Source organism: Clostridium sp. HBUAS56017 (genome assembly GCF_007115085.1).
In the GTDB taxonomy this organism is placed as follows: Bacteria; Bacillota; Clostridia; order Clostridiales; family Clostridiaceae; genus Clostridium; species Clostridium cibarium.
This window is the reverse complement of the sequence record NZ_SULK01000005.1, coordinates 77,049-100,339: the sequence shown is the minus strand read 5'-3', so window position 1 is coordinate 100,339 and position 23,291 is coordinate 77,049. Positions and strand designations below refer to the sequence as shown.

Below are 23,291 nucleotides of genomic sequence, written 5' to 3'. Positions count from 1 at the left end.
ATAAAAAGATTTTTAGATGTGTAATAAATATAATAAGCAACTTCATTAGAAGGTGATGATAAAAAATAAAGTTGATTAATAAGTATGGGGGGATTGAATATTATGGATAAAATAGAAGTTTATTTACTGAATTCTACATTGGAGCGTTTGCCAGAAAAGTGGAAAGTTAATGAGCTCATGCATTTTAACTATAGTGATGTTATGAAATCATTGTATTTAGATGATTTTCCTAATGCATGGAAACAGAAAGATTTAAGAAAGAAAATGGCAACAATAGGTGCAAATGATTATTTCAATAAGTGGACAGGCAAAGAGTTTATGAACATTGATGACACAGTATTAAAAAGTATTTATAACAATGTTAGAGTTGAATTGGCTGATGGGTCAATTATTAATGGGAAACGGACTGGTATACCGTTAGCTGGCGGGAATCATCAACTTTTATTTTATAATAAAAATTATGTTACTGAAGAACCAAAAACTTTTAATGGATTAATTGAGATGTCACAAAAAGTGAAAAGTAAATACAATCTTGATTATGGTTTTGTTTTTCCTACAGGAGCTTGTTATTTCATTTTGCCAATATTATATGGTTTCGGAGCAGATTTATGGTCCACAGATGCAAAAGATCCAATACCATTTGATAGTTTATGCAAAACTATTGAATATTTAAAAAAATTAATTTACGATAAGAAAATTTTACCTATAAAGTGGGAGCAAGAGCAAAGTATGCCATGCTTTATGAATGGTAAAGCAGCTTTTTGCATAGGTGGAGATTGGAATATTCGTGAATTTGATGAAGCATTAGAACATAAATTAGGGGTATGTGAAATTCCTTGTCTTGAGAGAGAATGTCGCACAACTGCTAATGCAAGTTATCTGTTCTTATCGAAAGAATTAGAACCAGAATTATATAAAAAAGTAGAAACTTTTTGTACAAAAGTTTTATCTTACGAAATTCAAACAATGATTATTAAAGAACTATATCGTATGCCAGCTTCCAAGAATTTTGATTTCAATGAAGGTGAATTTGATGAATTAACAGTTAAGAGTTATGAAATTTATAAAAAATCATTTATTATGCCACCTCTCAAAGAGGTAACAAATATGTATCATGTTTTGGCAGACTTACTTGAGCCTAATGTATTAATTAGTGATACAACTGAGAATTTAGCGCAATCAGTATTAAAACAGCTAGAAGATGTAGATAGTTATTATAAAATAGTTAAATAGAGAGAGGAGGTATATTGATGAGGGTAGTTATACTGGGGGGGACTGGAGTATTATCCACTGGAATTACAAAAGCGTGCCTAGAAAAAGGTTATGAGATAATTCATTTCAATAGAGGAATGAAATCTACTAAGTATCCAGTTCAAACAATAGTAGGGAATCGTTACAATTCAGAAGATCTAAAAAAGGTTTTACAGATAAAACCAGATGTTATTATTGATATGTTATGTTTTGATAGCAAAGCAGCAAATATGGCTGTAGAAGCATTTAAAGGAAAAGTTAATCAATATATTTTTTGCTCAACTTCCTGTGTTTATACGCCTATATTAGGGAAAATGGAAATTACAGAAGATAGAGAGACTAATCCATATACTGAATATGGGAAAAATAAGCTGGCAGCTGAAAAGGTGTTTCTTGAATCAAATAAGAGCGGATATTTCCATATAACTATTTTTAGGCCAAGCCATGTTTTTGATGATAATTTTACGGTAAATAATTTAACAATGGATGGTTTCTATGTTTTTGGGAGAATGATAAGAGGACAGGACGTTATATTGACTGAAGATGGCAAAAGATATTTTCAATTGTGTCATTCAGATAATGTAGGGTTAGCTTTTGCAGAGGGTTGTGAAAATGCTTCATGTTATGGAGAAATATATAATATAGCTGGTGAAGAACGTTTGACATGGAATGAAATTTATAGAACAGAATGCAGCTTGCTTAACAGCAAAAGCAAAATTATATACCTTGATGCAGATAAAGTTGTAGAGAATGATAAAGAACGGTTAAACTTTTTAGATACTTATACACGATATGATTGGATTCAGGCTGTGAATAAGTTGAAAGTAGATATGCCAGGTTATGAATATAAAACTAGTTTTTATGATGGAATAAAAAAGGCTATTGAAAGTAATTATGAAAATATTATAACGAATTATAATGAAGATGATTTATATGAAAAGATATTAGAAAAAAAATAAACATGTGAGGAGGCAAAAGAGATATGTTTAATTCAACGGTATTAGTAGAACCCACTAATATATGTAATCTAAAGTGTGTTATGTGTGAAGCAAGATGTACTGTAGAGGCAGGAAATGAAAAAGTTCAGTATTTGATGCCTGATCAATTAGATATTATGCTAAGTAAATTGAATGGTTATATAAGCAATGTAGTATTTCAAGGAGATTGTGAACCAACGTTAAATCCATATTTGGAAGGGCTAGTAGATGTTGCAAGAAAATATACTGAACAAGTTGCAATAGTAACAAATGGAATAATGCTTACTCCAGAACGTATTGACTCACTTATAGCAAATGGAGTTACATGGTTTGCACTATCTATTGATGATCATAGAGAACAAATTTATAATGGCATCAGAAAATACAGCGACTTTAAGAAAGTTGAACAGAACTTAGATTATTTAATAAAAGTTCGAAATGAAAGAAATAATTCGATTTTTATTGTTACACATAAAATTGTATTTGAAAATGATACAATTGATTCTTTGAAAGAATATGTAAAATATTTTTATATTGACAAAGGTGTAAATAAAATCACTTTTGCACCACTTGTATGTGAAGGAAGTATTAAAAAAAAGAATTGGATAATTATTAGGAATAAACTAGAAAACTCATTGATTCAGGAAAATATTCATATTAATTTAAGCGATTTTGCAAATTATCCATATGCTACACTTCATAAGTATTGTGGAACAAATTTATTTTTCATTAGTCATGAGGGCAATTTTGCACCATGTGGTTTACATACACGAGATGGGAATAATTTTGGAAATCTGTTAGTAGAAAGTCTAGAAGATATTAAAGAAAAAGATGTTTTTAAGGAATACCACAGCTTTTGGAAAAATCGAAAATATGATTGCAAAAAACCAAGAGTTTGTGAAAATTGTTATTTGCTACGAAGCCCATATTTTAAATATTGCTTAAATGAGGGATATGAGGCTGGAAAATGTTTTGATTTAGAAAAAGTATAAAAAATTATGGATTTATAATGAAAATTTGGTTGCACTCAGAATGATTAAAAAACATTTTGAGTGCAATATTTTTTATTTTTTGTGGAAATATAGTCATTATATATACTTTTTAAAACCTTGGACAGAATCTATGTCGTATCCTGATGCTTGATAAAATTTATAAGCACTTTTCCTATATGAAGATGATACAAGCATAGTATAGGAACAGTTTAGTTCGCTAGCATAATTCTCAAGATAATCTATTAGACTCTTTCCAATTCCAAGTCTTCTGTAATTATTCTTTACAATTAAATTTTCTATAACCATAAATGGACGACAACTACCTATAATATCTTGGCATATAACACCTAAAACAGAACCTACTAGGTTATTATCATCATCTTTTGCACCTAGCAAAATATAATTATTATTAGAATCTATCCAGTGAAAAGTCTTTTTCATTTTTTCTAGATTTGCTTCTACATATAGAAGTTCTTTATATAAATCTGCTAATTCAGTAATATCCTTAGTGCATATTTTGTTTATGTTAATCATTATAAGCTACTCTCCCTCACCTAAATTTTAAGTAATTCATCTATAAATTGTTCTGACAGATTTATAGAACCAATAGCATTTACTGTGCCTGTCATAAATACGGTGCTATCATTTTGTATTTCGATTTTTAGATTTCCTCCAGGCATATGAACAGTAACTTTGTTGTTAATAAGTCCTAATTTATAAGCGGCAGTAGCAGCAGCTGAACTGCTGCTTCCAGATGCTAGAGTGTAGCCAGCACCTCTCTCATAAATTTCAATTTGTATATTATCCCTATCCATGACTTTCAATAGTTGCATATTTATTCTGTTTGGAAAGTTTCTGGATGATTCGACATACTTACCTAATTCAGAGGCTTTTTCTTTTGAGATATTTTCCATAGGAATTATGCAGTGAGGATTTCCTATAGACAAGCATGTTACTCTATATTCTTTGTTATTAAAAGTCATTAGTTCATCAATAACTTCTCGAGAAGGACCTGTTACAGGGATTTTATCGCTCAAGAAAGTTGTTTTCCCCATTGAAACTTTTAATAAGTCTCCATTTTTATTAAGGTACTCTACATTAACATTTCCACCTAAAGTATTTAGGACAAATGACTTATCTTTGATATAACCTGAATCTTTTAGATATTTTGAAAATATTCTAACTCCATTTCCGCTTTTTTCAGCTTCACTACCATCAGGGTTAAATATGCGTAGTTTTATTTGTCCTCCTTCCCAAATTGGACCGAATAAAATTCCGTCAGAACCAACTCCAAAGTGTCTGTCACAAATTAGTCTCACTCTTTTAGTGTTTAAATCTAATTTATTTCTATTTGGATCATAAATAATATAATCATTACCTAGTCCATGATATTTTTTCAATATAATTTCCATTTTTCGCACTCCTTAATATTTATATAATAAATTATATTTAGCATTTTTGGTTTTTAATATAGTGTTTATTGTTAATAATATTGCAAAAAGTGCTGTGTGATGATACTGTGGCTTTTTAAGTGTTTATAAATAGTGAAATTATAAACCTTAGAAAGGTGAATTTAACAAGATTAAAGTGTTATTAAAATAATTGTTAAGTGTGGCAATATAAACACGATAAATATATTAGGGTTGACAAAATTCGAGAAAAAATGATGAAAGTACACAAGGAGGAAGTAATGGTTAAGTTGATGGGAAATTTAAAGATGTGGGCAAAATTGGCTGTTTTGATTGTTTTTGTTTCTATATTTATAATAGTTGTAGGTATTATTGGGTTACAAAATATGAAGAAAATTAATTCTAATGCCGCACTTCTTCATGATTATAATTTAAAAACTATAGAAGAGGTTAACTTATTAAGACAGAGTTATTCAGATATAAGAACAGCATTAATTAAAATGGCATATAAAGAAAGAAAAGATCCTGGTGAAAATGAGGAGATTGTTAAAGAAGTACAGGATTTAACTAAACAAGCTGGAGAATTATTTGCCAAGATTAAAGCAACAAATGAGTCGGAAAGACAATATATGGGGCAAGATGAAAAGGAGAATGATGGGAAAGTTTTTGAGAAGATAGAAACTTCATCAAAGATATATCTAGATATGTCCCAAAAGGTGTGTGATTTCGGAACATCAGGGGATTATAAATCAGCTATAAAGGAGATATCAGGAGCCTCAAATGCTAGAGCATCCCTATTTGAAGGATTAGGAGAACTAATTGATATGGCTGTGAAAGAAGCAGATGTAATGTCTCAGTCAAATAATTTAACATATGAGAGTTCTAAAATTATGATTATATCTATCACAATAATAGGGTTTGTTTTAGCTATAATACTAGGAACAAGTATGGCTATAGCGATATCAAAGAAGCTTAAGAAGGTTGTTAAGTTTGCTGATGATTTAGGAGAAGGAGATTTAACTAAAGGGATAGATATTGATTCAAAGGATGAAATAGGAGAACTATCTATAGCATTAAATAAAGCAAAAGATAATATGAAGCTTTTGTTGACAGAAATAATTAGTAGTACTGGAGAGATTAATGCTTCAAGTCAAGAATTGTCTGCTACAGCAGAAGAAGTCTCATCAAGTATGGAAATGGCGAATGAATCTACAGGACAAATTACAAGAGGAATTCAAGATTTAAGTGCTACAACAGAAGAAGTTACTGCATCAACAGAAGAGATAGGAAATGCAACAGAGCAATTAAATATTAAAGCAAATGATAGTTTTAAATCAGCAAATAAAATTAAGGAAAGAGCTGTTGAAGTTAGAGAAAAAGCTGCTAGGAATATAGAACAAGGTAATGAAATATATGAAAAAAATAAAATAAATATATTAAAGGCCATTGATGAAGGAAAGGTTGTTAAAGATATTACAGTAATGGCAGATTCTATTGGAAATATTGCAGAACAAACCAATTTACTTGCATTAAATGCTGCAATTGAGGCTGCAAGAGCAGGAGAGATGGGAAAAGGATTTGCTGTGGTAGCTGATGAAGTAAGAAGTTTAGCGGAGCAATCTTCAGAAGCAGTATCTAGCATTCAAGCTATGGTAAGTAGGATTGAACAAGCGTTTGAAAATTTATCTAATAGTGGAAAAGAAGTTTTAGAATATCTTGAAACAGGGGTAAAACCAAGTTATGAGTTACTTATAAGTGTGGGTATTCAATATGAAAAGGATGCAGATTTTGTTAATAGTATGGCTAGTGACATAGCTAGTTCATCAAAACAAATGAAGGAAGTTATAGATCAAGTATCCTCTGCAATGGAAAGCTTATCTGCAACTTCTGTTGAGTCAGCAACAAGTTCTGAAGATGTATTAAATAACATAAATGAAATAACACATGCTATAGATGAAGTGGCAAAAGCTTCTCAAAATCAAGCTAAAACATCTCAAAGTTTGACAGAACTAGCTAACAAGTTTAATGTTTAGATATAGAATAGAATTAAAATAGAGAGGAAGAAATTCCTCTCTATTTTGCATTAAAACTACAATTATTGTTGTTTATATTGAGGCTCTTGATTTTCTATGTATTGTTGCCTTTGTTTTAATGTTTGAAGTGATGAGTCAAGTTGGTCAGCTATTTGTTGAAATTGTTGTTTAGCTTGCTTATCTTGAGTTTCTAAAGCAAAAGTTTTCATTGTAGCAGATGCACTTTGAATACCTGCAATTGCTTGTTGCATTTGAGTTCCTACTGTCATAACTTTCACCTCCTTTCAAATATTAGCCTTTAGGTTTAAAAATTAATGAAGCTATAAATGCAAAAATTATTGCAGAGGAGATTCCGGAACTAGTTACTTCAAATAAACCAGTAAGTACTCCAAAAATGCCAGTTTCTTCAGCTTCCATTAATGCTCCTTTTACCAATGAATTGCCAAAACTGCATATTGGAACAAAAGCTCCTGCACCAGCAAATTTAACTAATGGAGCATATAAACCTAAACCTCCTAAAATAGCACCAATTACAACTAAGGTACTCATAGTATGAGCGGGTGTAAGTTTAAAGATATCCATCATTATCTGTCCGATTACACATATTATTCCACCTACAATAAATGCCCAAATAAATGTCATCAATTTAAATCAACACCTCTCTTTACATTTCTATAGATACTGCATGAGCTATACAAGGTATACTTTCTTTTTGTTGGTATGATAGAGGAGATAGTAATGCACCTGTAGCAATTACTAAGATTTTCTTTAACTCACCTTTTTTCATACGATTAAGTAGATGACCATATGTTACAGTAGCAGAGCACCCGCAACCACTTGCACCAGCCATTACAGGTTGATCATCTTTATAAATTAAAAGTCCACAATCAGTAAAAATATTTGAAGGAATTTTATGCCCATGTTTGGTCAATAAATCGGAAGCGATCTTATGGCCAATTCTGCCTAAATCTCCTGTAGCAATTAGATCATAATAGGAAGGGTCGATGTTTAGATCTCTAAAATGAGCCTCGATAGTATCAACTGCAGCTGGAGCCATGGCTGCGCCCATATTATATGGATCAGTTAAGCCCATATCTACTACACGGCCGATAGTTGCACAGGTTACTTTTGGTCCGGAACCTTTTTCAGCTACTAAACCAGCACCAGCACCAGTTACTGTCCATTGAGCAGTAGGTGGTTTTTGAGAACCATATTCTGTAGGATATCTATATAGTTTCTCTGCTGCTACATTGTGGCTAGAAGCTGCAGCTATCACATATTTAGCTGCTTTGCTGTCTACAAGTAGGGAGGCTAACGCAAGGCTTTCCATTGCGCTTGAGCAAGCACCATAAATACCTAAGAAAGGTATACCTAAAGTACGAGCGGTAAATGTACTTGAAATAATTTGATTCATTAAATCACCGCTAATAAAGAATTGAATATCTTCTTTTTTCATATTAGCTTTTGTAATTGCTGTTTCACAAGCCTGTTCAAGTAACTTCTTTTCTGCTTTTTCAAAGCTATCTTGACCTAACCACACATCTTGATGAAGAAAATCAAAGTCGTCAGTTAATGCACCTTTGGCTTCAAAAGGGCCACCGACTGCAGCAGAAGAAATTATTATTGGTTTAGAATCGAAAATCCATGTTTGATGACCTTTAAGCATTTACATCCCACCTAACCATTTGATTAATAGTTTAATTATTGTAACAACAAATGCAGAAAAAGCACCGAAGACAATTACTGAGCCGGATAACTTAAACATATTTCCACCTACACCCAGTACATATCCTTCAGTTCTATGTTCTATAGCAGCAGAAGCCATGGTGTTTGCAAATCCAGTAATAGGAACTGCAGTGCCAGCCCCACCCCATTGAGCAATATGATCAAATACACCAAAACCAGTTAATAAAATTGAAAGGATTATTAGAATTGCTGACGCAGGACCTGAGGCATTTTCTTCTGTAAGCCCAAACCAGTTAACAAATATATATTGAAAGACTTGGCCTATAGTGCAAATAATACCTCCAACTAAAAATGCTCTCATACAATTTTTTAGAACTGGACGTTTAGGTTCAATATCTTTAGCAAAATCTTGATATTCTTGTTGAGTAGGAGTTAGTTTTTTCTTCTTTTTGTTGGACAATTTTATCACCTTCTAACGTAACAAGTATGGCTCTAGTTTGTTCATCATTTTTTCTAATTTTTTAGAATCAGATGAATACATTCCTTTAACTTTTGGGTTATTTGTTTCTAAGGAAAAAGAAAGACAATCAGCCTGAGCTTTAGAAATATTGGCATAAAGCAATTCTTTGACTTGAGGCTTAGGTAACTCTATTGAATCATCAAATAAATCCACATATAAATCTCCTGAAGAATCTATTTGAGCCAAGAATACATTGTCTAAAGATACTCCTAAATTAGAGAGCTGAGATTTTAGCCATTCTTCATTTAATCCTCTGTTTGAAAGTGATTCATCTAATATGTTTCCATCTAGTATTACTGTTTGAGGTTCAGATATAGGAGCTACCTTTTGTTTCAAATCGTGAGCTGTCACAGGTTTTTTGTCGGATTTTAACAATGCATTTATTTCACCTGTTGTTTCCATAACTGCAAATTCTACATCAGCTAGATTAAATACATTCTTTGAACGTAATGATTTAAGCAATTCTTCTCCTGTGAGTTTCACGTCAAGTAAGTTTTCTTCCATTATTTTTCCGTTCTTTATCAAAACTGTTTCTCTTCCATTTATAAAGTCATGAACCCATTTGCTTTTTATGGATAGGTAATCTAGGGCTATAGAAAATGCTACCCAAATAAATAAGGATAACAGACCAAAAATAAGGTTACCTATTAAACCTAGGGATATCAATGATGCAATAATTGCAATTACAATATAACTTACTAGTTTAAATGGCGTCATTTTCGATAAACTTCCTTTTCCCATAAATCTAATCATGACTAATGTTAAAAAGAAAATAATTGAAGTTCTAATTAGAACTATAATCCAATTTTGCATAATCTCTTCCTCTCTTAATTCCCCTTATATTGTGGTTCTTCAAATTCTAAAACTCGTATTCTTTTTTCAAAATCATTAATTACTGACTCAGTAGTTTGAAGGGCTTTTTTATAAGCCATTACTTCTTCTCTGTTATTACTTTGAACTGAGTAAATCCTTAACGTGCTTTCAATTCCTTTTAAATTAGCCAAGGTTTGTTTTACATTTGAACCTACTGTCATTACAATCAACTCCATAAATAAATTCACAAAGTTATTATTATCAGAGTTTTATATTAATATACTATAATTTGATTTATATCTTTTTTTTTCTATGTAGAAAATATAAAGAAAACATAACGAGAATTATAAATAATAAAGTTAATAAAGCTTTTGTTCCTAAAGACATAAAAATTCCTCCTGTATAAATTTCATTAATTTGTTCAAACCTATTAGTGTTTAATATTAGTATCTAATAGAAATAAAAATATATACGAAAGAGTGATATAAATGATAGAGATTATTGATATAATTTTACAGACATTAATAGCTTTTTTTGCAATATTATTAATTACAAGAATCTTAGGACGTCAACAGGTAGCGCAACTTACAGTATATGAATATATTAATGGAATTACTTTTGGATCTATAGCTGCAACGGTAGCTACAGATCTAGGTCAATCATCTTTGGGACATATTATAGGATTATTTTTGTTTGGAGGATTAACTTTTTTTATGTCATATATTGCTCGAAGAAATAGAAGTATTTCAAAGATACTTGATGGAGAACCAGTGCTGGTAATTCAAGATGGGCATATTTTTGAAAAAAATTTATCTAAGTTTCAATATACAATAGATGATTTAAATCATCTATTGAGAAAAAAGGATATATTTAATATACAAGATGTTAAATATGCTATTCTAGAAACTACAGGAGAAATAAATGTTGTAAAAGTAGCTAATAAGGAAAATGTGAAGGTTGAAGATATGAAATTGCAAGTGGAACAAGAAGAGTTAATTACGGATATTGTAGTTACAGGTAGGATAATATATGAGAATTTGAAAAAGAGAGGAATTTCTGTTAAGTGGCTAACTAGTCAGTTAAAGATGATGGGAGTAAAGAATATTGAAGATGTATATTATGCAACTCTTGATAAAGATAAAAAGATATACATAGATTACTTTAGTGATAAATTGCCAAATCCTGTTGATATCACAGAAAATAAATAATAAATAAAGCAGGCTTATACTTTTTAATAAACCTGCTTTATTTATTAAGAGACTTTAGGTTTTTCACATTTTCTATTTAAAAATAAGGTTGCTATTAAGCCAGCTAAAGCAATAATAGCAGCTGCAATAAACATATTTCTATATCCATAATTAATTACACTTTGGAATGTATCAATAATTGTATTACTAACGGAATCAATTGCATTAATTATCATAGGTTTTATTTGAGATGGCAAAATGCTTTCAAGTGCTGCTTTTAACATATCTACAATGGTAGTTATATCTGCATTTTGCAATGACTTGAAAACATCAGTATTAGTGTTAGTTGGATTTATTGGCATACCACTTGTAGTAGCTCCTAAGCTAGATTGAACGGCATCCATTAGCTTTGTTTGCAAGGTTTTAGAAGCTTCTACAATGAATCCTATCATTACACTTGGCGATATAGCAAGGCCAATTGAACGCATAAGTGACATAGTAGCAAGTCCAGAGGCACTTTCTTCTTTTGATACAGTTTTTAATACTAAATAGTTAAGAGGAGCACCCATAGTGAATCCTACCCCAAGTCCCATTAGTGCTAGACCTATAAAGATACTTATAAAAGTAAGAGATTCTGTAGCAATAAGTCCAAGAAATAAGGTTCCACATATAGTAAAAGTAAAACCTAATAATAAGACAAAACGAGCACTTTTTTTATCGATAAGCTTACCACTTATAGGAGCAGAGATACCGGAGAAAAGTGCAAGTAGAGTTATTAAGTATCCGCCACTTCCTGATTTTAATCTAAGAACATTTTCTGAAAATTGAGGAACAAATATCATTCCCATCATTCCAATACCAACGATAAAAGATATAATTAAGATAACTAGCATTTCTTTGTTCTTGAAGTATTTAACATTCAAAACTGGGTCCTTTGCTCTATTCTCTATAGATATTAATAATGGTGTGAGTAGTACAAATATGATTAGATAAGGGTAGACATCAGTTGATTTTATGCTTTCGGTAAAATTAAAGAAATCGAGATTAGTTAAAGCATACATAAGGCTTCCTATAACTCCGCCAAGTACGATTGCCCCTAAAATGTCCATTGGTCTTTCAGTTGAGGCTTTTGTATTCTTTAACGAAGTACTTAATATCAAAATAATTAAGCTTATTGGTACATTAATAAAGAATACCCATCCCCAGTTTGAGGAACCAGCCATATCAATTATGCTACTACCTAGAGTAGGGCCAAGTATATTACCAACTCCATAAATCATGCCAACTAGTCCTAGGGCGCTTCCTCTTTTTTCTTCAGGGAAACTATTCCCAATTACAGCGTTGGCGATAGGCATTATTCCCCCAGCACCAAGTGCTTGAATAGCACGAGCAGTCAAGAAAAATCCAAATGTTCCATAAAAATTTGAAATACCGCATAGGAGAGATCCAATTCCAAAGGTAGCAATTCCAAATACATACGCTTTCTTATATCCATATTTATCACCTAATTTGCTTACTATAGGCATAGATATAGCATAAATTAATGTATATAGTGTTATCATCCAAGTTCCGATATTTTGGTCAACTTTAAAACTATTTTGAATAAGCCCTCTAACAGGAGAGACAATACCTGTATCTATTGCGCCCATAAATATTCCTAGCATAAAGAGTATAAGAATTAGTGTTTGATTTTTCTTAATCATAATTTTCCTCCTTAATATATTTTTTTTGTGAACAATGTTCATAAAAGTTCATAAAAATTATTCATACCATACAAGTTTATAAGGAAACTATCTAATATGAATAATAAATGAATCAAGGTATATTGATATTATTTAGATAAATAATCTTTGATTATCTTATCGAAATCTTCGTATTCAAATTGATTCATTTGAGCCATCATCATAAAATTTAAAATTAAAAATTTAGCAATTATATAAGGGTCGATAGATAAATGAATAGTTTTTTTGTCTTGCTCCTTAATAAGTATTTTTTCAAGTTTTTTATATAGCTTATCTAGGAAAACATTTTTTCTATTTAGTCCATCATCAGTATATTCTGAGGAATAATTTTTTATCCATATTTCTTTAAAGGTATCAACAAAAAAATTCATTTGCTTGAAAATTTCTTGTAGCTTAATAAATAAGTCATCAAAGTTTTTATCAATGTCGTCAACTATATTTAAATATTCATACCAATAGTTTTCTATTAACTCGATAGTTAAAATGCTTTTGGTTGGAAAATAATTGTATATAGTACCAACTGCTATACCTGATTTTTTAGATACCTCTCTCATAGTTAAATTTTCAATACCTTGGGTTAAAACAATTTCTTTTGCATATGATAGTATAGATTCTTTAGGATTTTCTAAAATTTTTGGCATAATTTCACCTCTTTATGAACTATGTTCATTATATATCTGGAAGTTTTCTTTGTCAAAGAGCTTGTTTTAAAAAGTAAAGATTATTTTATCGAGAATATATATGGTAATATTCTTATATTCTTAAGAATATGCTGGTAAAATGCCAGTTGGAGGTGGTTGAGACAAAAAATAAGCTGTCTAAAATTCTTATTTTAGATAGCTTATTTAATAACTGAAATTATTTATGAAGGTGAGCTCCCATTGTGTTGTACGTGCTATTAGGGGTAATCTTTAGGAAGTTACCCATGTTAATTGAACCATCGGCATTTCTCCATAATGTATGAACATCTGTACCTAATGCTGGAGCGTCAATACTAACAAAATCATTTGCAGTTACAGCATCAGTAGGAGTACCTCTTAATTCTCCAACGTTACTATCTGCAGTAGCTTTAGTTGTAAACATGTAAGTTTTATTGCTAGTTGAGAAAACACAATTTTCAGCTGTTCCTCTATACTTATCACTACTTACTTTCTTGTTGCTAAATGATATTAAGTTTCTAAATATATTATTAGAATTAGTTTTATCTCTTGCAAAGTCAAAGTTACTCTTTCCGCCATCAGCTAAGGAATTGTTAAAACTTGTACAACTATCTACAGTTATTGTTCCAGGGTTACTATTATCTGTGAATCCATGATTTTTGTTTTCAAAAGATATACAGTTATAAAGAACGTGATTTCCATGCATTTTAGATCCACCCATTTTAAATCCATTACCATCACTATTTTTAGTAAGTTGTCCAGTTGTAGTAGATCCGTTTCTAAATGCAACACAATTTCTTATTGTAACCGCACCAATTTCGCCTGTAGCAGCCTTTGTGTATAGGTCCCAACCATCATCTACATTGTTATAAGAAATACATCCATCAAATATGTTTCCATCTCCGCAAGTCAACTTTGCAGCAAATCCATCTGCATTTTCGCCAGTTGCAGGATCACTATTATTAAATGAAGTACAGTTAAGTATTAAATTATCACTTGGCCAATCAGCTTTGTTTGAAAGAGTAGATGAACGACGACTTATTTGAATACCAGTATCTCTATTTGCCCTAGCTACACATAATTCAATCTTATTATGTTTACCAGTTACATATAAGCCATTGTCAGCTGCGTTGAAGAATTCAATACCTTTTACATACCAATAACTTCCTTCTAATTGAAGACCTCTTGAATTATTTGCTGGATTTTTCATGTCATAAGGCTGATCTGAAAAATCAAGTGTAACCTTTTCCCCGTTTAAAGCAACTATGGATTTCATATCATTTTCTGAACCATTATTAGTATATGGTATTGTAAATTGCTTGCTGAATTTGTAGGTGCCTCCCTTTACATATATTGTTCCGCCAGCAGTAACGTTACTTACAGCTGAAGTAAGAGACATGGGATCATTTATAGTACCAGTTCCGCTATCAGAAGCTTCTGGAGAAACATATATGCTGTTTTGAGTAACAACGGGGATATCTTTTATAGTTACATTTATTGATATACCATTGGAGAATTCTTCAACAGTACCATTAACTTTTTGAATTCCTAATAAATTAGTGTTAACAGTATCCCAAGTTACAGGAACTTCTGCTTTACTTCCATCGCTATAGTTAGCTGTAACCTTCGTAGGTAAAACAATAGGTTGTCCTTTAGTAAATGTTACATCATTTAACTTATCTATAGATGCAATTGTAGCTTTTGCAGGCTTATCTGGATTAGTATTAGAAGCGTCAGCTAAATTATAAAGTAGGTTACCAGATCCATCAGTAACGGTGAAATAGTCAAAGACTGCATTACAATCAGCTACAGCTAAGCCAACATTTAATGTAGAACCTGCATTACCTAGTATACTAGAATCCTTTGAAGAACCATCAGCTTTGAAAGTCTTTATAAGTGTTGCATTAGCAAAGGACTTTTCAGATGAAGTAGATAATGTATAGGTAGTACCTTCTCTAGAAATTCTAAAATATGTATTTGCGTCTATGGTTTTAGCATTACCGTTTGATCTTTTAGATAATCTTGCTTCATATGCTCCAGTTCCTAATTTTTTAGCTCCTAAGGATATATGTGGAGAAGTTGAATCAGAACCATTTCTAACCATTAAGAAAGCTTTTGATTTCGAAGTGATATTTGTTAGCGAAGATAGTTTAGCAGTAGCGGTAAAATCTCCAGTTACAGGGATAGAAGAATAATTGAAGCTATCTCCGGAAGTTTCAAATTTACCACCTTTAGCAGATAAACTAATATTGCTATCTGAAGTTGTAAAGTTTTCGTTTTTTATAGATTTTTTTGCATCAACAATTTGGTTATGAAGAGTTGATGCTAATGTTTGTTCACTGCTTACAACTGAAGTTTCAGAAGCTAGAGCAGAAGATTGAGATAAGATTCCTGTTGATCCGAAAGTTAAAGAACATGCAAGAACAATTGATAATATTTTTTTTGATTTCATGTAAATTCCTCCTAAATTATAATAAATGAAAATTGAAATAATAAATTATATAAAGCAATAACAAATGTATACAAGTGTAATATTAAGATATCATTTTAAAAAGTTATTGCGAATAAGTAAATCGTGAAAAGAAAAAATAGTAGCACAAGTTATTAGTAAGTACGAATTGAGATTAAGATTTATAAAATTACGAAAAAATAATAGTAATGAGCAAAAAATTTGAATACAAGAGGATATATTAAGATTATTTAAACTTTAAATAAATAGAATAACTGATAAAATAATATTAGGTGAACTAAAATTTAAAGGAGAAATTAAATTGGCTAAAAAAGATAATTATAATAACAAGAAGATAAAAATACATACAGTTACATCTCAGTCGCTTAGATTGGGTATACTCTTAGCACTAGTAGGAGGATTCTTGGATTCATATACATTCATAACTAGAAATGGAGTCTTTGCAAATGCGCAGACTGGCAATATAGTAATGGTGGGGGTAGAGGCATCTCAAGGAAATTGGGGACAAGCAGTACTTCATATACCTCCTATAATAGCTTTTATATTAGGAGTAGTTGTAGTAGAAAAAATAAAAGGAATTTCTTTGCCTAGAGGAATACAAGACACAGAAAGAAGCATATTGGTTCTTGAAATATTAACTCTATTTTTAGTTGGATTCATTCCAACATCTGTTCCAGATATAATAATTACAGTAATAATTTCATTTGTAGCATCACTTCAGGTTCAATCTTTTAGAAAACTAGTAGGATCGCCATATAATACAGCTATGTGTACAGGAAATTTACGTACTGCATCACAAACTGCATATGAGGCACTTAAAAGTAGAGATAGAAAAGCTGCAATTAAGGCAATTAGATATAGTATTATTATAGGTTCATTTTTGATAGGTGCAATTGTAGGAGGAGTTGTAACTTTACGCGTTGGAGTAAAAGGTGTTTGGGGTGCTGATATAATATTAGTACTAGCATTTATCTTATTCAATTTTGATGACTATAGATTGAAAACTGGGACAATGGTAGCAAGAACTTCTGATTAATAATTGTTATACTTATAATGAATAAAATGGTAGAAACAAAGAATATACAAAAAAGATTTAATAATGTATAATGTAGAAAACGAAAATGGTTTGGGTATAATAAGTGAAATATTAGAATTATAAGGGGTGTTGGAATATGTATGAAATGAAGGATGAATACAGAACAGGGGTTAAGTTCATAGATGAACAGCATGAGAAAATTTTTGATATAGCAGATAGAACATATATGTTATTAAAAAATGATCTTACAATTGATAAATATGATAAAGTAGTAGAGTTAATGGATGAACTAAGAGAATATACTAAGTTTCACTTTAAAGAAGAGGAAGCTTATATGGATAAGATTGGATTTAAAAGGATGTTTACTCAAAAGGTAGAGCATGCAGAATTTATTAAAAAGTTAGATGATATGGATTTGAGCACTATTGATGAGAATCAAGATCAATATATTATGAATATATTACAATTTTTAAGCGATTGGTTAGTTGAACATATTCTTGAGAAAGACATGCTTATTGGAAAACAAGAATAATAGAGAATGTGTAGTTTAAAATAGATACGATTAAAGTTATTTAACTAACTAGTAATCATTGAACAATTTAAGGGGCTGGCGTTATGATTGGAAAGACTAGTGAAGTAATAGAAAAAATGATAAGTTATTATAATTCAGATGTAAGAAGAATTAATCACTTTTTAAAGGTGCATTCTTTTGCAAAATCTATTGGGGAGTTAGAAAAGTTGAATGAAGAAATTCAATATATTTTAGAAATAGCAGCTATAGTTCATGATATCGGTATAAAAGTTAGTGAACAAAAATATAACTCATCAGCAGGTAATTATCAAGAAATTGAAGGGCCTCCTATTGCTAAAAATATGCTATTACAGTTAGATATTGATGAAGATATTATAGAGAGAGTTTGTTACTTGGTTGGACATCATCATACTTATAGTACTATAGATGGAATGGATTATCAGATACTTATTGAAAGTGATTTTTTAGTTAATATTTATGAAGATAATATTAAAAGTGAGCAGATTAAATTAATTAAAGACAAGTATTTTAGAACTGAAACGGGAATTAAATTTTTAAATAATATGTACTTATAAGAAATAGAGGTTAATGCCTCTATTTTTTTGTGTTTAATAAGTAATTATTGACATAGGAAGTTAATGTTGGTACAATCTTACTAAACTTATAAAAATACTAAGTATTTATTTTAAAACATAAAAGTCTATAATGGCTTTTAAAATTGGGGAGGTTTAAAATGAGTAAAAATTACAGGTTTGAAACAAATCAATTACATGCAGGTCAGGTGCCTGATCCGACAACAAAATCGAGAGCGGTACCAATTTATCAAACAACATCATATGTCTTTGATAATACAGATCAAGGAGAAAATCTTTTTGGGCTAAAAGAAAATGGAAACATATATTCAAGGATAATGAATCCAACTAGTGATGTATTTGAAAAAAGAATGGCTACTCTTGAGGGGGGAATTGGAGCATTAGCAACAGCGAGTGGAGCAGCTGCAATTACCTATTCAATACTTAATATTGCTGGGGTTGGTGATGAAATAGTTGCGGCATCAACTCTTTATGGTGGAACTTATAATTTGTTCTCCTTAACTCTACCTAGGCTTGGAATTAAAACTACTTTTGTAGATCCAGATGAACCAGAAAATTTCGAAAAGGCTATTAATGAAAACACAAAAGCACTATATGTTGAATCAATAGGAAATCCAGGGATTAATGTTGTTGATATAGAAGCTGTAGCTAATATAGCTCACAAACATGGAATACCATTAATAGTGGATAATACTTTTGGAACACCTTATTTAATTAGACCAATAGAATATGGAGCTGATATAGTAGTACATTCAGCTACTAAGTTTATTGGAGGACATGGTAATTCAATAGGTGGAGTAATAGTGGATGGTGGTAATTTTGACTGGGCACAGAACGATAAGTTCCCAGGATTTACTCAGCCAGATACAAGTTATCATGGATTGAGATATGCTCATGATATTGGAGCTGCTGCTTTTATTACTAAGGCACGTGTTCAATTACTAAGAGATACTGGAGCTTGCATAAGTCCATTTAATGCATTTTTATTGTTGCAAGGACTTGAAACTCTTTCATTAAGGGTAGATCGTCATCTCGAAAATAGCAAGAAAATAGCAGAATATTTGAATTTTCATGAACAAGTAGCTTGGGTGAATTATCCTTCATTAGAAGGTAATAAATACTATGACTTAGCTAAAAAGTATTTACCAAAAGGAGCCGGATCAATATTTACATTTGGAGTAAAGGGTGGAGAAGAAAAAGCACGTAAGTTCATAGATAGCTTAGAGATATTCTCACAATTAGCAAATGTTGCAGATTCTAAATCCTTAGTTATACATCCTGCATCAACTACTCATCAGCAATTATCTGATGAAGAGCAAAAAGATGCTGGTGTTACAAAGGATATGATTAGATTATCTATAGGAACAGAACATGTTGACGATCTTATTGAGGATTTAGAGAATGCTTTTAAAAAGATAAAATAAAGTTGTAGTAAATATAAGATTATATTATTTTTTATAGTAAGATATTGACAGAATAGAAAAATAAGAATAATATGGGTATGTAAAATTAAATAATTCTTCGGGGCAAGGTGTAATTCCTTACCGGCGGTATAGCCCGCAAGCCATTGTGCATGATTCGGTGAAATTCCGAGGCCGACAGTAAAGTCTGGATGTGAGAAGATAGTGATAGATATAATAGAATTATATCAATTTTGTATACATTGCTCTGAAATATTTATATTTCAGAGCTTTTTTATACAATTGGTTTTTATATACCTAATTAAAGCCTCGAGTTATATACTCGAGTTTTTTTATTTTAAAGATTAAAGTTAAAGGCCTTGAAGGATAATAAGTAATAAAGAAAGGAGAGTATAAATGGATGAAAAGTATATGGAAATGGCATTGAGCTTAGCTAAGGAAGGAAGTGGCTTAGTGAGTCCAAACCCAATGGTAGGAGCTGTCATTGTAAAGGAAGGAAGAGTTATTAGCAAGGGATATCACAAAATGTATGGAGGAAATCATGCAGAAGTGGAAGCTTTCAATAGTACTGATGAAGATGTTGAAGGAGCAACTATGTATGTGACTTTGGAACCCTGTTCACATTATGGAAAAACACCGCCTTGCGCAGATTTGATAATCAAGAAGAAAATAGCAAAAGTTATTATAGGTACTTTAGATCCAAATCCTTTGGTATCAGGTAATGGAGTGAAAAAACTTAAAGATGCTGGAATTGAAGTGCGAGTTGGGGTATTAGAAGATGAATGCAAAAAAGTTAATGAAATATTTATGAAATATATTTCAGAAAAGACACCATTTGTTTTGATGAAAACAGCTATGTCTCTAGATGGAAAGATTTCAACTTATACAGGAGAATCAAGATGGATTTCAGGAGAGGAATCAAGGAAACAAGTTCATAGATTAAGAGGAAAGTATTCAGCTATAATGGTTGGCGTAAATACAGTTATTCAAGATGATCCAGAACTTACTTGTAGAATTGAAGGAGGCAAAAATCCAATTAGAATAATCCTAGATAGCAATTTAAAAATTCCAGTAAATTCTAAGGTGGTTCAAAGTGCAAAGGATGTGAAAACCATAGTTGTAGCAACTAAAAAAGCACGTATACAAGATGGAATAATATTAGAAAAGAAGGGGATAAATATATTATTAACCAATGAAGTGAATGGGAGAGTAGACTTGAGGGAACTGGTAAAAAAGCTAGGAGAGCAGAATATTGATAGTATACTTCTTGAAGGAGGAGCAACTTTAAACTTTTCAGCACTTCAAGAAGGAATAGTAGACAAAGTTCAGATATATGTAGCTCCTATGTTATTAGGTGGAGAAATGTCTAAGTCTATAGTAGGAGGAAAGGGAGTAGAGCATTTAAAAGATGCTTTTAGATTAAAAAATTTAACTTCTAAGTCAATAGGTAAAGATATTTTAATAGAAGGATATGTAAAAAAGGGAGATTAGATATGTTTACAGGGATTGTTGAAGAAATAGGAGAGATCGAGTCTATAAAAAGTGGAGAAAAGTCTTCTACTTTGGTGATAAAAGCTAATAAGGTTATTCAGAATACTAGAGTAGGAGATAGTATTTGCACAAATGGAGTATGTCTTACTGTAACCAGTATGGGAAAAGATATATTTGAGGCAGATGTAATGGCAGAAACCTTAAGAAGAAGCACTTTAGGAGAGCTTAAAAAGTCAAGTAAGGTAAATCTTGAAAGAGCATTAACTTTGCAAGACAGACTAGGGGGACATTTAGTAAGCGGACACATCGATGGGATAGGAGAAATAATCTCTATTAAAAAGGAAGATACTGCTACATGGTTCCATATAAAAGTAGAAGATAATTTGCTCAAATATATAGTAGAAAAAGGTTCCATAACTATAGATGGAATAAGCTTAACAGTAGCATATGTAGATAGTAAAAGTTTTAAGGTATCAATAATACCTCATACATCTAAAGAGACTATTTTACTAAATAGGAATGTTAGAGATATGGTAAATATTGAGTGTGACATTCTTGGGAAATATATTGAGAAGCTATTTGGGTATAGGAAAGAAGATAAAAAGAACAATATAGATGAAGAGTTTTTAAAAATAAATGGGTTTATGTAAGGAGAGAGTAATATGTATAAATTTAATACTATAGAGGAAGCTATAGAAGATATTAAAGAAGGTAAAATGTTAATTGTTATAGATGACGAAGATAGAGAAAATGAAGGCGATCTTGTAGTAGCTGCTGAAAAAGCTACGCCAGAAATAATAAATTTTATGGCAAAGCATGCTAGAGGATTAATCTGCATGCCTATGGAAGAAGAGAGATTAAAGGAATTAGATATCAATCAGATGGTAGAGAAGAATACAGAGAGCCATGAAACAGCATTTACTGTGTCTATAGACCATATGGATACAACAACAGGAATTTCTGCTTTTGAAAGAAGTCTTACAGTAACTAAAGCTATCTCAGATGATGCAAAAAAAGAGGATTTTAGAAGACCTGGACATATATTTCCTTTAGCAGCCAGAAAAGGTGGAGTGTTAAAAAGAACTGGGCATACTGAAGCATCTGTAGACTTAGCAAAGCTTGCAGGACTTAAAGGTGCAGGAGTAATATGTGAAATTATGAATGAAGATGGAACTATGGCTAGAACTCCTGAGCTTATAGAATTTTCTAAAGAATACAATATAAAAATAATTACTGTTGCAGATTTAGTAACCTATAGAAGAAAGAAAGAAGAGTTAATAGAAAGAGTTGCAAAGGCAAAAATGCCTACAAGATATGGTGACTTTACTATATATGGGTTTATTAATAAATTAAATGGTGAACATCATGTAGCCTTAGTAAAAGGTGAAATAAAAGAAGATACTCCTGTTTTAGTAAGGGTACATTCAGAATGTTTAACAGGGGATGCATTAGGTTCAAAAAGATGCGATTGTGGTGAGCAATATGATTTAGCTATGAAGATGATAGCTAAGGAGGAAACAGGAGTATTGTTGTACATGAGACAGGAAGGTAGAGGAATAGGTTTAATAAATAAACTTAAAGCTTACGAATTACAAGATCAAGGATATGATACAGTAGAAGCTAATTTAAAGTTAGGATTTAAGGCGGATATGAGAGATTACGGAATAGGAGCACAAATTTTAAAAAATTTAGGTGTAAAGAAAATAAAACTTATTACCAATAATCCTAGAAAGATAAAAGGATTGGGTGGCTATGAGTTGGAAATCGTAGAAAGAGTTCCTATACAGATAGAGGCTAATGAAAATAATGAATTTTATCTAAAAACAAAGCAAGACAAATTAAGTCATATGTTAAATTATTAAAAGTAAGGGGAGATAGAAATGAAAACATTTGAAGGAAATTTAGTAGCAGAAGGATTAAAGTTTGGTATAGTAGTAGGAAGATTTAATGAGTTTATAGTATCAAAGTTATTAGGCGGAGCTTTAGATGGATTAAAGAGACATGGAGTGAGGGAAGAAGATATAGAAGTTGCTTGGGTTCCAGGTGCGTTTGAAATTCCATTAGTGGCAAAAAAGTTAGTAAAAACAAACAAATATGATGCAATAATTTGCTTAGGTGCAGTTATAAAAGGATCAACACCACACTTTGATTATGTATGTGCAGAAGCATCTAAAGGAATAGCATCAGTATCATTATCAGAAGAGAAGCCTGTTATTTTTGGAATATTGACAACTGATTCTATTGAGCAAGCTATTGAAAGGGCAGGAACAAAAGCTGGTAATAAAGGCTATGATGCAGCAGTAACAGCTATAGAAATGTCAAATTTATTAAAAGGAATAAATTAAAGTAGTAATAAATTTTATAAGTGAATAATAAAATAGATTATAGTTTAAAGGGATAGAAAAACTATAGGATAAAAGATGAAGAAAAGCCAATATATCTATTTAGGATATGGGCTTTTTTTTATGGATATGAACAA

24 protein-coding genes and 1 riboswitch are annotated in these 23,291 nt (G+C 31.1%); of the genes, 13 read left to right on the top strand and 11 right to left on the bottom strand.

Annotation, left to right across the window (positions count from 1 at the left end):
• The first annotated feature begins 102 nt into the window (after positions 1–102).
• Genes FAY47_RS06650 through FAY47_RS06640 form a run of 3 tightly spaced genes read left to right on the top strand, consistent with a single transcriptional unit; the run spans position 103 to position 3,220 of the window.
• Positions 103–1,233, top strand: coding sequence for an extracellular solute-binding protein (locus tag FAY47_RS06650; protein ID WP_185966752.1), 1,131 nt, complete (start codon positions 103–105; stop codon positions 1,231–1,233).
• Positions 1,234–1,250: 17 nt separating this feature from the next.
• The gene (locus FAY47_RS06645) at positions 1,251–2,210 is read left to right on the top strand and encodes an NAD-dependent epimerase/dehydratase family protein (protein WP_143315911.1); all 960 of its coding nucleotides are present in this window, start codon (positions 1,251–1,253) and stop codon (positions 2,208–2,210) included.
• Positions 2,211–2,233: 23 nt separating this feature from the next.
• Positions 2,234–3,220, top strand: a complete 987-nt coding sequence (locus FAY47_RS06640) for a radical SAM protein (RefSeq protein WP_143315910.1) — start codon at positions 2,234–2,236, stop codon at positions 3,218–3,220.
• A gap of 96 nt (positions 3,221–3,316) precedes the next feature.
• On the opposite strand, the gene FAY47_RS06635 is transcribed toward FAY47_RS06640, so the two are convergent.
• The gene (locus FAY47_RS06635) at positions 3,317–3,754 is read right to left on the bottom strand and encodes a GNAT family N-acetyltransferase (protein WP_143315909.1); all 438 of its coding nucleotides are present in this window, start codon (positions 3,752–3,754) and stop codon (positions 3,317–3,319) included.
• Positions 3,755–3,774: 20 nt separating this feature from the next.
• A complete protein-coding gene (dapF, locus tag FAY47_RS06630; protein ID WP_143315908.1) occupies positions 3,775–4,632 on the bottom strand; it encodes a diaminopimelate epimerase in 858 nt (285 codons plus the stop codon).
• A gap of 278 nt (positions 4,633–4,910) precedes the next feature.
• On the opposite strand from dapF, the gene FAY47_RS06625 reads away from it, so the two are divergent.
• Positions 4,911–6,662 carry a methyl-accepting chemotaxis protein gene (locus tag FAY47_RS06625; protein ID WP_143315907.1) on the top strand — a complete coding sequence of 584 codons (1,752 nt, stop codon included), beginning with the start codon at positions 4,911–4,913 and terminating at the stop codon, positions 6,660–6,662.
• A gap of 62 nt (positions 6,663–6,724) precedes the next feature.
• Here the strand turns inward: FAY47_RS06625 and FAY47_RS06620 are convergent, their stop codons facing one another.
• Genes FAY47_RS06620 through FAY47_RS06595 form a run of 6 tightly spaced genes read right to left on the bottom strand, consistent with a single transcriptional unit; the run spans position 6,725 to position 9,902 of the window.
• Complete coding sequence (locus FAY47_RS06620) at positions 6,725–6,931, bottom strand: DUF1657 domain-containing protein (protein ID WP_143315906.1); 207 nt, start codon at positions 6,929–6,931, stop codon at positions 6,725–6,727.
• Positions 6,932–6,953: 22 nt separating this feature from the next.
• A complete protein-coding gene (gene spoVAE, locus FAY47_RS06615; RefSeq protein WP_143315905.1) occupies positions 6,954–7,307 on the bottom strand; it encodes a stage V sporulation protein AE in 354 nt (117 codons plus the stop codon).
• Positions 7,308–7,326: 19 nt separating this feature from the next.
• Positions 7,327–8,328 carry a stage V sporulation protein AD gene (gene spoVAD / locus FAY47_RS06610; RefSeq protein ID WP_143315904.1) on the bottom strand — a complete coding sequence of 334 codons (1,002 nt, stop codon included), beginning with the start codon at positions 8,326–8,328 and terminating at the stop codon, positions 7,327–7,329.
• Positions 8,329–8,808 (bottom strand): stage V sporulation protein AC, encoded by a 480-nt coding sequence (gene spoVAC, locus FAY47_RS06605; protein WP_143315903.1) that lies wholly within the window; start codon positions 8,806–8,808, stop codon positions 8,329–8,331.
• 12 nt (positions 8,809–8,820) lie between these two features.
• Entirely contained in the window at positions 8,821–9,681 is an 861-nt protein-coding gene (locus FAY47_RS06600) for a DUF421 domain-containing protein (RefSeq protein ID WP_143315902.1), read from the bottom strand.
• A gap of 14 nt (positions 9,682–9,695) precedes the next feature.
• Complete coding sequence (locus FAY47_RS06595) at positions 9,696–9,902, bottom strand: DUF1657 domain-containing protein (RefSeq protein ID WP_143315898.1); 207 nt, start codon at positions 9,900–9,902, stop codon at positions 9,696–9,698.
• A gap of 267 nt (positions 9,903–10,169) precedes the next feature.
• Here FAY47_RS06595 and FAY47_RS06590 point away from each other — a divergent pair, with 267 nt between their 5' ends.
• Positions 10,170–10,889 carry a DUF421 domain-containing protein gene (locus tag FAY47_RS06590; RefSeq protein WP_143315890.1) on the top strand — a complete coding sequence of 240 codons (720 nt, stop codon included), beginning with the start codon at positions 10,170–10,172 and terminating at the stop codon, positions 10,887–10,889.
• Positions 10,890–10,933: 44 nt separating this feature from the next.
• Here FAY47_RS06590 and FAY47_RS06585 read toward each other — a convergent pair whose 3' ends face one another.
• The 3 genes from FAY47_RS06585 to FAY47_RS06575 form a co-directional block, all read right to left on the bottom strand.
• A complete protein-coding gene (locus FAY47_RS06585) occupies positions 10,934–12,571 on the bottom strand; it encodes an MFS transporter (RefSeq protein WP_143315888.1) in 1,638 nt (545 codons plus the stop codon).
• Between the two features lie 128 nt (positions 12,572–12,699).
• On the bottom strand, positions 12,700–13,251 hold the full coding sequence (locus tag FAY47_RS06580; protein WP_143315887.1) for a TetR/AcrR family transcriptional regulator: 552 nt from the start codon (positions 13,249–13,251) through the stop codon (positions 12,700–12,702).
• A 217-nt stretch (positions 13,252–13,468) separates the two neighbouring features.
• Positions 13,469–15,721: an Ig-like domain-containing protein gene (locus tag FAY47_RS06575; RefSeq protein WP_143315885.1), complete on the bottom strand. Its 2,253-nt coding sequence runs from the start codon at positions 15,719–15,721 to the stop codon at positions 13,469–13,471.
• 319 nt (positions 15,722–16,040) lie between these two features.
• Here FAY47_RS06575 and FAY47_RS06570 point away from each other — a divergent pair, with 319 nt between their 5' ends.
• The 8 genes from FAY47_RS06570 (at position 16,041) to ribE (ending at position 23,157) form a co-directional block, all read left to right on the top strand.
• Complete coding sequence (locus tag FAY47_RS06570; RefSeq protein WP_143315883.1) at positions 16,041–16,775, top strand: YoaK family protein; 735 nt, start codon at positions 16,041–16,043, stop codon at positions 16,773–16,775.
• A 136-nt stretch (positions 16,776–16,911) separates the two neighbouring features.
• On the top strand, positions 16,912–17,307 hold the full coding sequence (locus FAY47_RS06565) for a hemerythrin family protein (RefSeq protein WP_143315882.1): 396 nt from the start codon (positions 16,912–16,914) through the stop codon (positions 17,305–17,307).
• A gap of 83 nt (positions 17,308–17,390) precedes the next feature.
• Entirely contained in the window at positions 17,391–17,882 is a 492-nt protein-coding gene (locus tag FAY47_RS06560; RefSeq protein WP_143315880.1) for an HD domain-containing protein, read from the top strand.
• Positions 17,883–18,040: 158 nt separating this feature from the next.
• Complete coding sequence (locus tag FAY47_RS06555) at positions 18,041–19,324, top strand: homocysteine synthase (protein WP_143315878.1); 1,284 nt, start codon at positions 18,041–18,043, stop codon at positions 19,322–19,324.
• Between the two features lie 89 nt (positions 19,325–19,413).
• Positions 19,414–19,528, top strand: a riboswitch (FMN riboswitch).
• 189 nt (positions 19,529–19,717) lie between these two features.
• Positions 19,718–20,812 (top strand): bifunctional diaminohydroxyphosphoribosylaminopyrimidine deaminase/5-amino-6-(5-phosphoribosylamino)uracil reductase RibD, encoded by a 1,095-nt coding sequence (gene ribD / locus FAY47_RS06550; protein ID WP_143315876.1) that lies wholly within the window; start codon positions 19,718–19,720, stop codon positions 20,810–20,812.
• Positions 20,813–20,814: 2 nt separating this feature from the next.
• Positions 20,815–21,462, top strand: a complete 648-nt coding sequence (locus FAY47_RS06545; RefSeq protein WP_143315874.1) for a riboflavin synthase — start codon at positions 20,815–20,817, stop codon at positions 21,460–21,462.
• Positions 21,463–21,474: 12 nt separating this feature from the next.
• Positions 21,475–22,674: a bifunctional 3,4-dihydroxy-2-butanone-4-phosphate synthase/GTP cyclohydrolase II gene (locus FAY47_RS06540; protein ID WP_143315872.1), complete on the top strand. Its 1,200-nt coding sequence runs from the start codon at positions 21,475–21,477 to the stop codon at positions 22,672–22,674.
• 18 nt (positions 22,675–22,692) lie between these two features.
• Positions 22,693–23,157 carry a 6,7-dimethyl-8-ribityllumazine synthase gene (ribE, locus tag FAY47_RS06535; protein ID WP_143315870.1) on the top strand — a complete coding sequence of 155 codons (465 nt, stop codon included), beginning with the start codon at positions 22,693–22,695 and terminating at the stop codon, positions 23,155–23,157.
• Positions 23,158–23,291: the final 134 nt, after the last annotated feature.

Excerpts from the sequence above, each read along its gene's own strand:
- ribE (WP_143315870.1), top strand. The coding sequence starts at position 22,693 with ATGAAAACATTTGAAGGAAATTTAGTAGCAGAAGGATTAAAGTTTGGT.
- FAY47_RS06625 (WP_143315907.1), top strand. The coding sequence starts at position 4,911 with ATGGTTAAGTTGATGGGAAATTTAAAGATGTGGGCAAAATTGGCTGTT.
- spoVAD (WP_143315904.1), bottom strand. The coding sequence starts at position 8,328 with ATGCTTAAAGGTCATCAAACATGGATTTTCGATTCTAAACCAATAATA.
- FAY47_RS06635 (WP_143315909.1), bottom strand. The coding sequence starts at position 3,754 with ATGATTAACATAAACAAAATATGCACTAAGGATATTACTGAATTAGCA.
- FAY47_RS06640 (WP_143315910.1), top strand. The coding sequence starts at position 2,234 with ATGTTTAATTCAACGGTATTAGTAGAACCCACTAATATATGTAATCTA.
- ribD (WP_143315876.1), top strand. The coding sequence starts at position 19,718 with ATGGATGAAAAGTATATGGAAATGGCATTGAGCTTAGCTAAGGAAGGA.
- FAY47_RS06645 (WP_143315911.1), top strand. The coding sequence starts at position 1,251 with ATGAGGGTAGTTATACTGGGGGGGACTGGAGTATTATCCACTGGAATT.
- FAY47_RS06580 (WP_143315887.1), bottom strand. The coding sequence starts at position 13,251 with ATGCCAAAAATTTTAGAAAATCCTAAAGAATCTATACTATCATATGCA.
- FAY47_RS06565 (WP_143315882.1), top strand. The coding sequence starts at position 16,912 with ATGTATGAAATGAAGGATGAATACAGAACAGGGGTTAAGTTCATAGAT.
- FAY47_RS06555 (WP_143315878.1), top strand. The coding sequence starts at position 18,041 with ATGAGTAAAAATTACAGGTTTGAAACAAATCAATTACATGCAGGTCAG.
- FAY47_RS06650 (WP_185966752.1), top strand. The coding sequence starts at position 103 with ATGGATAAAATAGAAGTTTATTTACTGAATTCTACATTGGAGCGTTTG.
- FAY47_RS06600 (WP_143315902.1), bottom strand. The coding sequence starts at position 9,681 with ATGCAAAATTGGATTATAGTTCTAATTAGAACTTCAATTATTTTCTTT.
- FAY47_RS06595 (WP_143315898.1), bottom strand. The coding sequence starts at position 9,902 with ATGACAGTAGGTTCAAATGTAAAACAAACCTTGGCTAATTTAAAAGGA.
- FAY47_RS06545 (WP_143315874.1), top strand. The coding sequence starts at position 20,815 with ATGTTTACAGGGATTGTTGAAGAAATAGGAGAGATCGAGTCTATAAAA.
- FAY47_RS06590 (WP_143315890.1), top strand. The coding sequence starts at position 10,170 with ATGATAGAGATTATTGATATAATTTTACAGACATTAATAGCTTTTTTT.
- FAY47_RS06585 (WP_143315888.1), bottom strand. The coding sequence starts at position 12,571 with ATGATTAAGAAAAATCAAACACTAATTCTTATACTCTTTATGCTAGGA.
- FAY47_RS06575 (WP_143315885.1), bottom strand. The coding sequence starts at position 15,721 with ATGAAATCAAAAAAAATATTATCAATTGTTCTTGCATGTTCTTTAACT.
- FAY47_RS06540 (WP_143315872.1), top strand. The coding sequence starts at position 21,475 with ATGTATAAATTTAATACTATAGAGGAAGCTATAGAAGATATTAAAGAA.
- FAY47_RS06560 (WP_143315880.1), top strand. The coding sequence starts at position 17,391 with ATGATTGGAAAGACTAGTGAAGTAATAGAAAAAATGATAAGTTATTAT.
- dapF (WP_143315908.1), bottom strand. The coding sequence starts at position 4,632 with ATGGAAATTATATTGAAAAAATATCATGGACTAGGTAATGATTATATT.
- FAY47_RS06620 (WP_143315906.1), bottom strand. The coding sequence starts at position 6,931 with ATGACAGTAGGAACTCAAATGCAACAAGCAATTGCAGGTATTCAAAGT.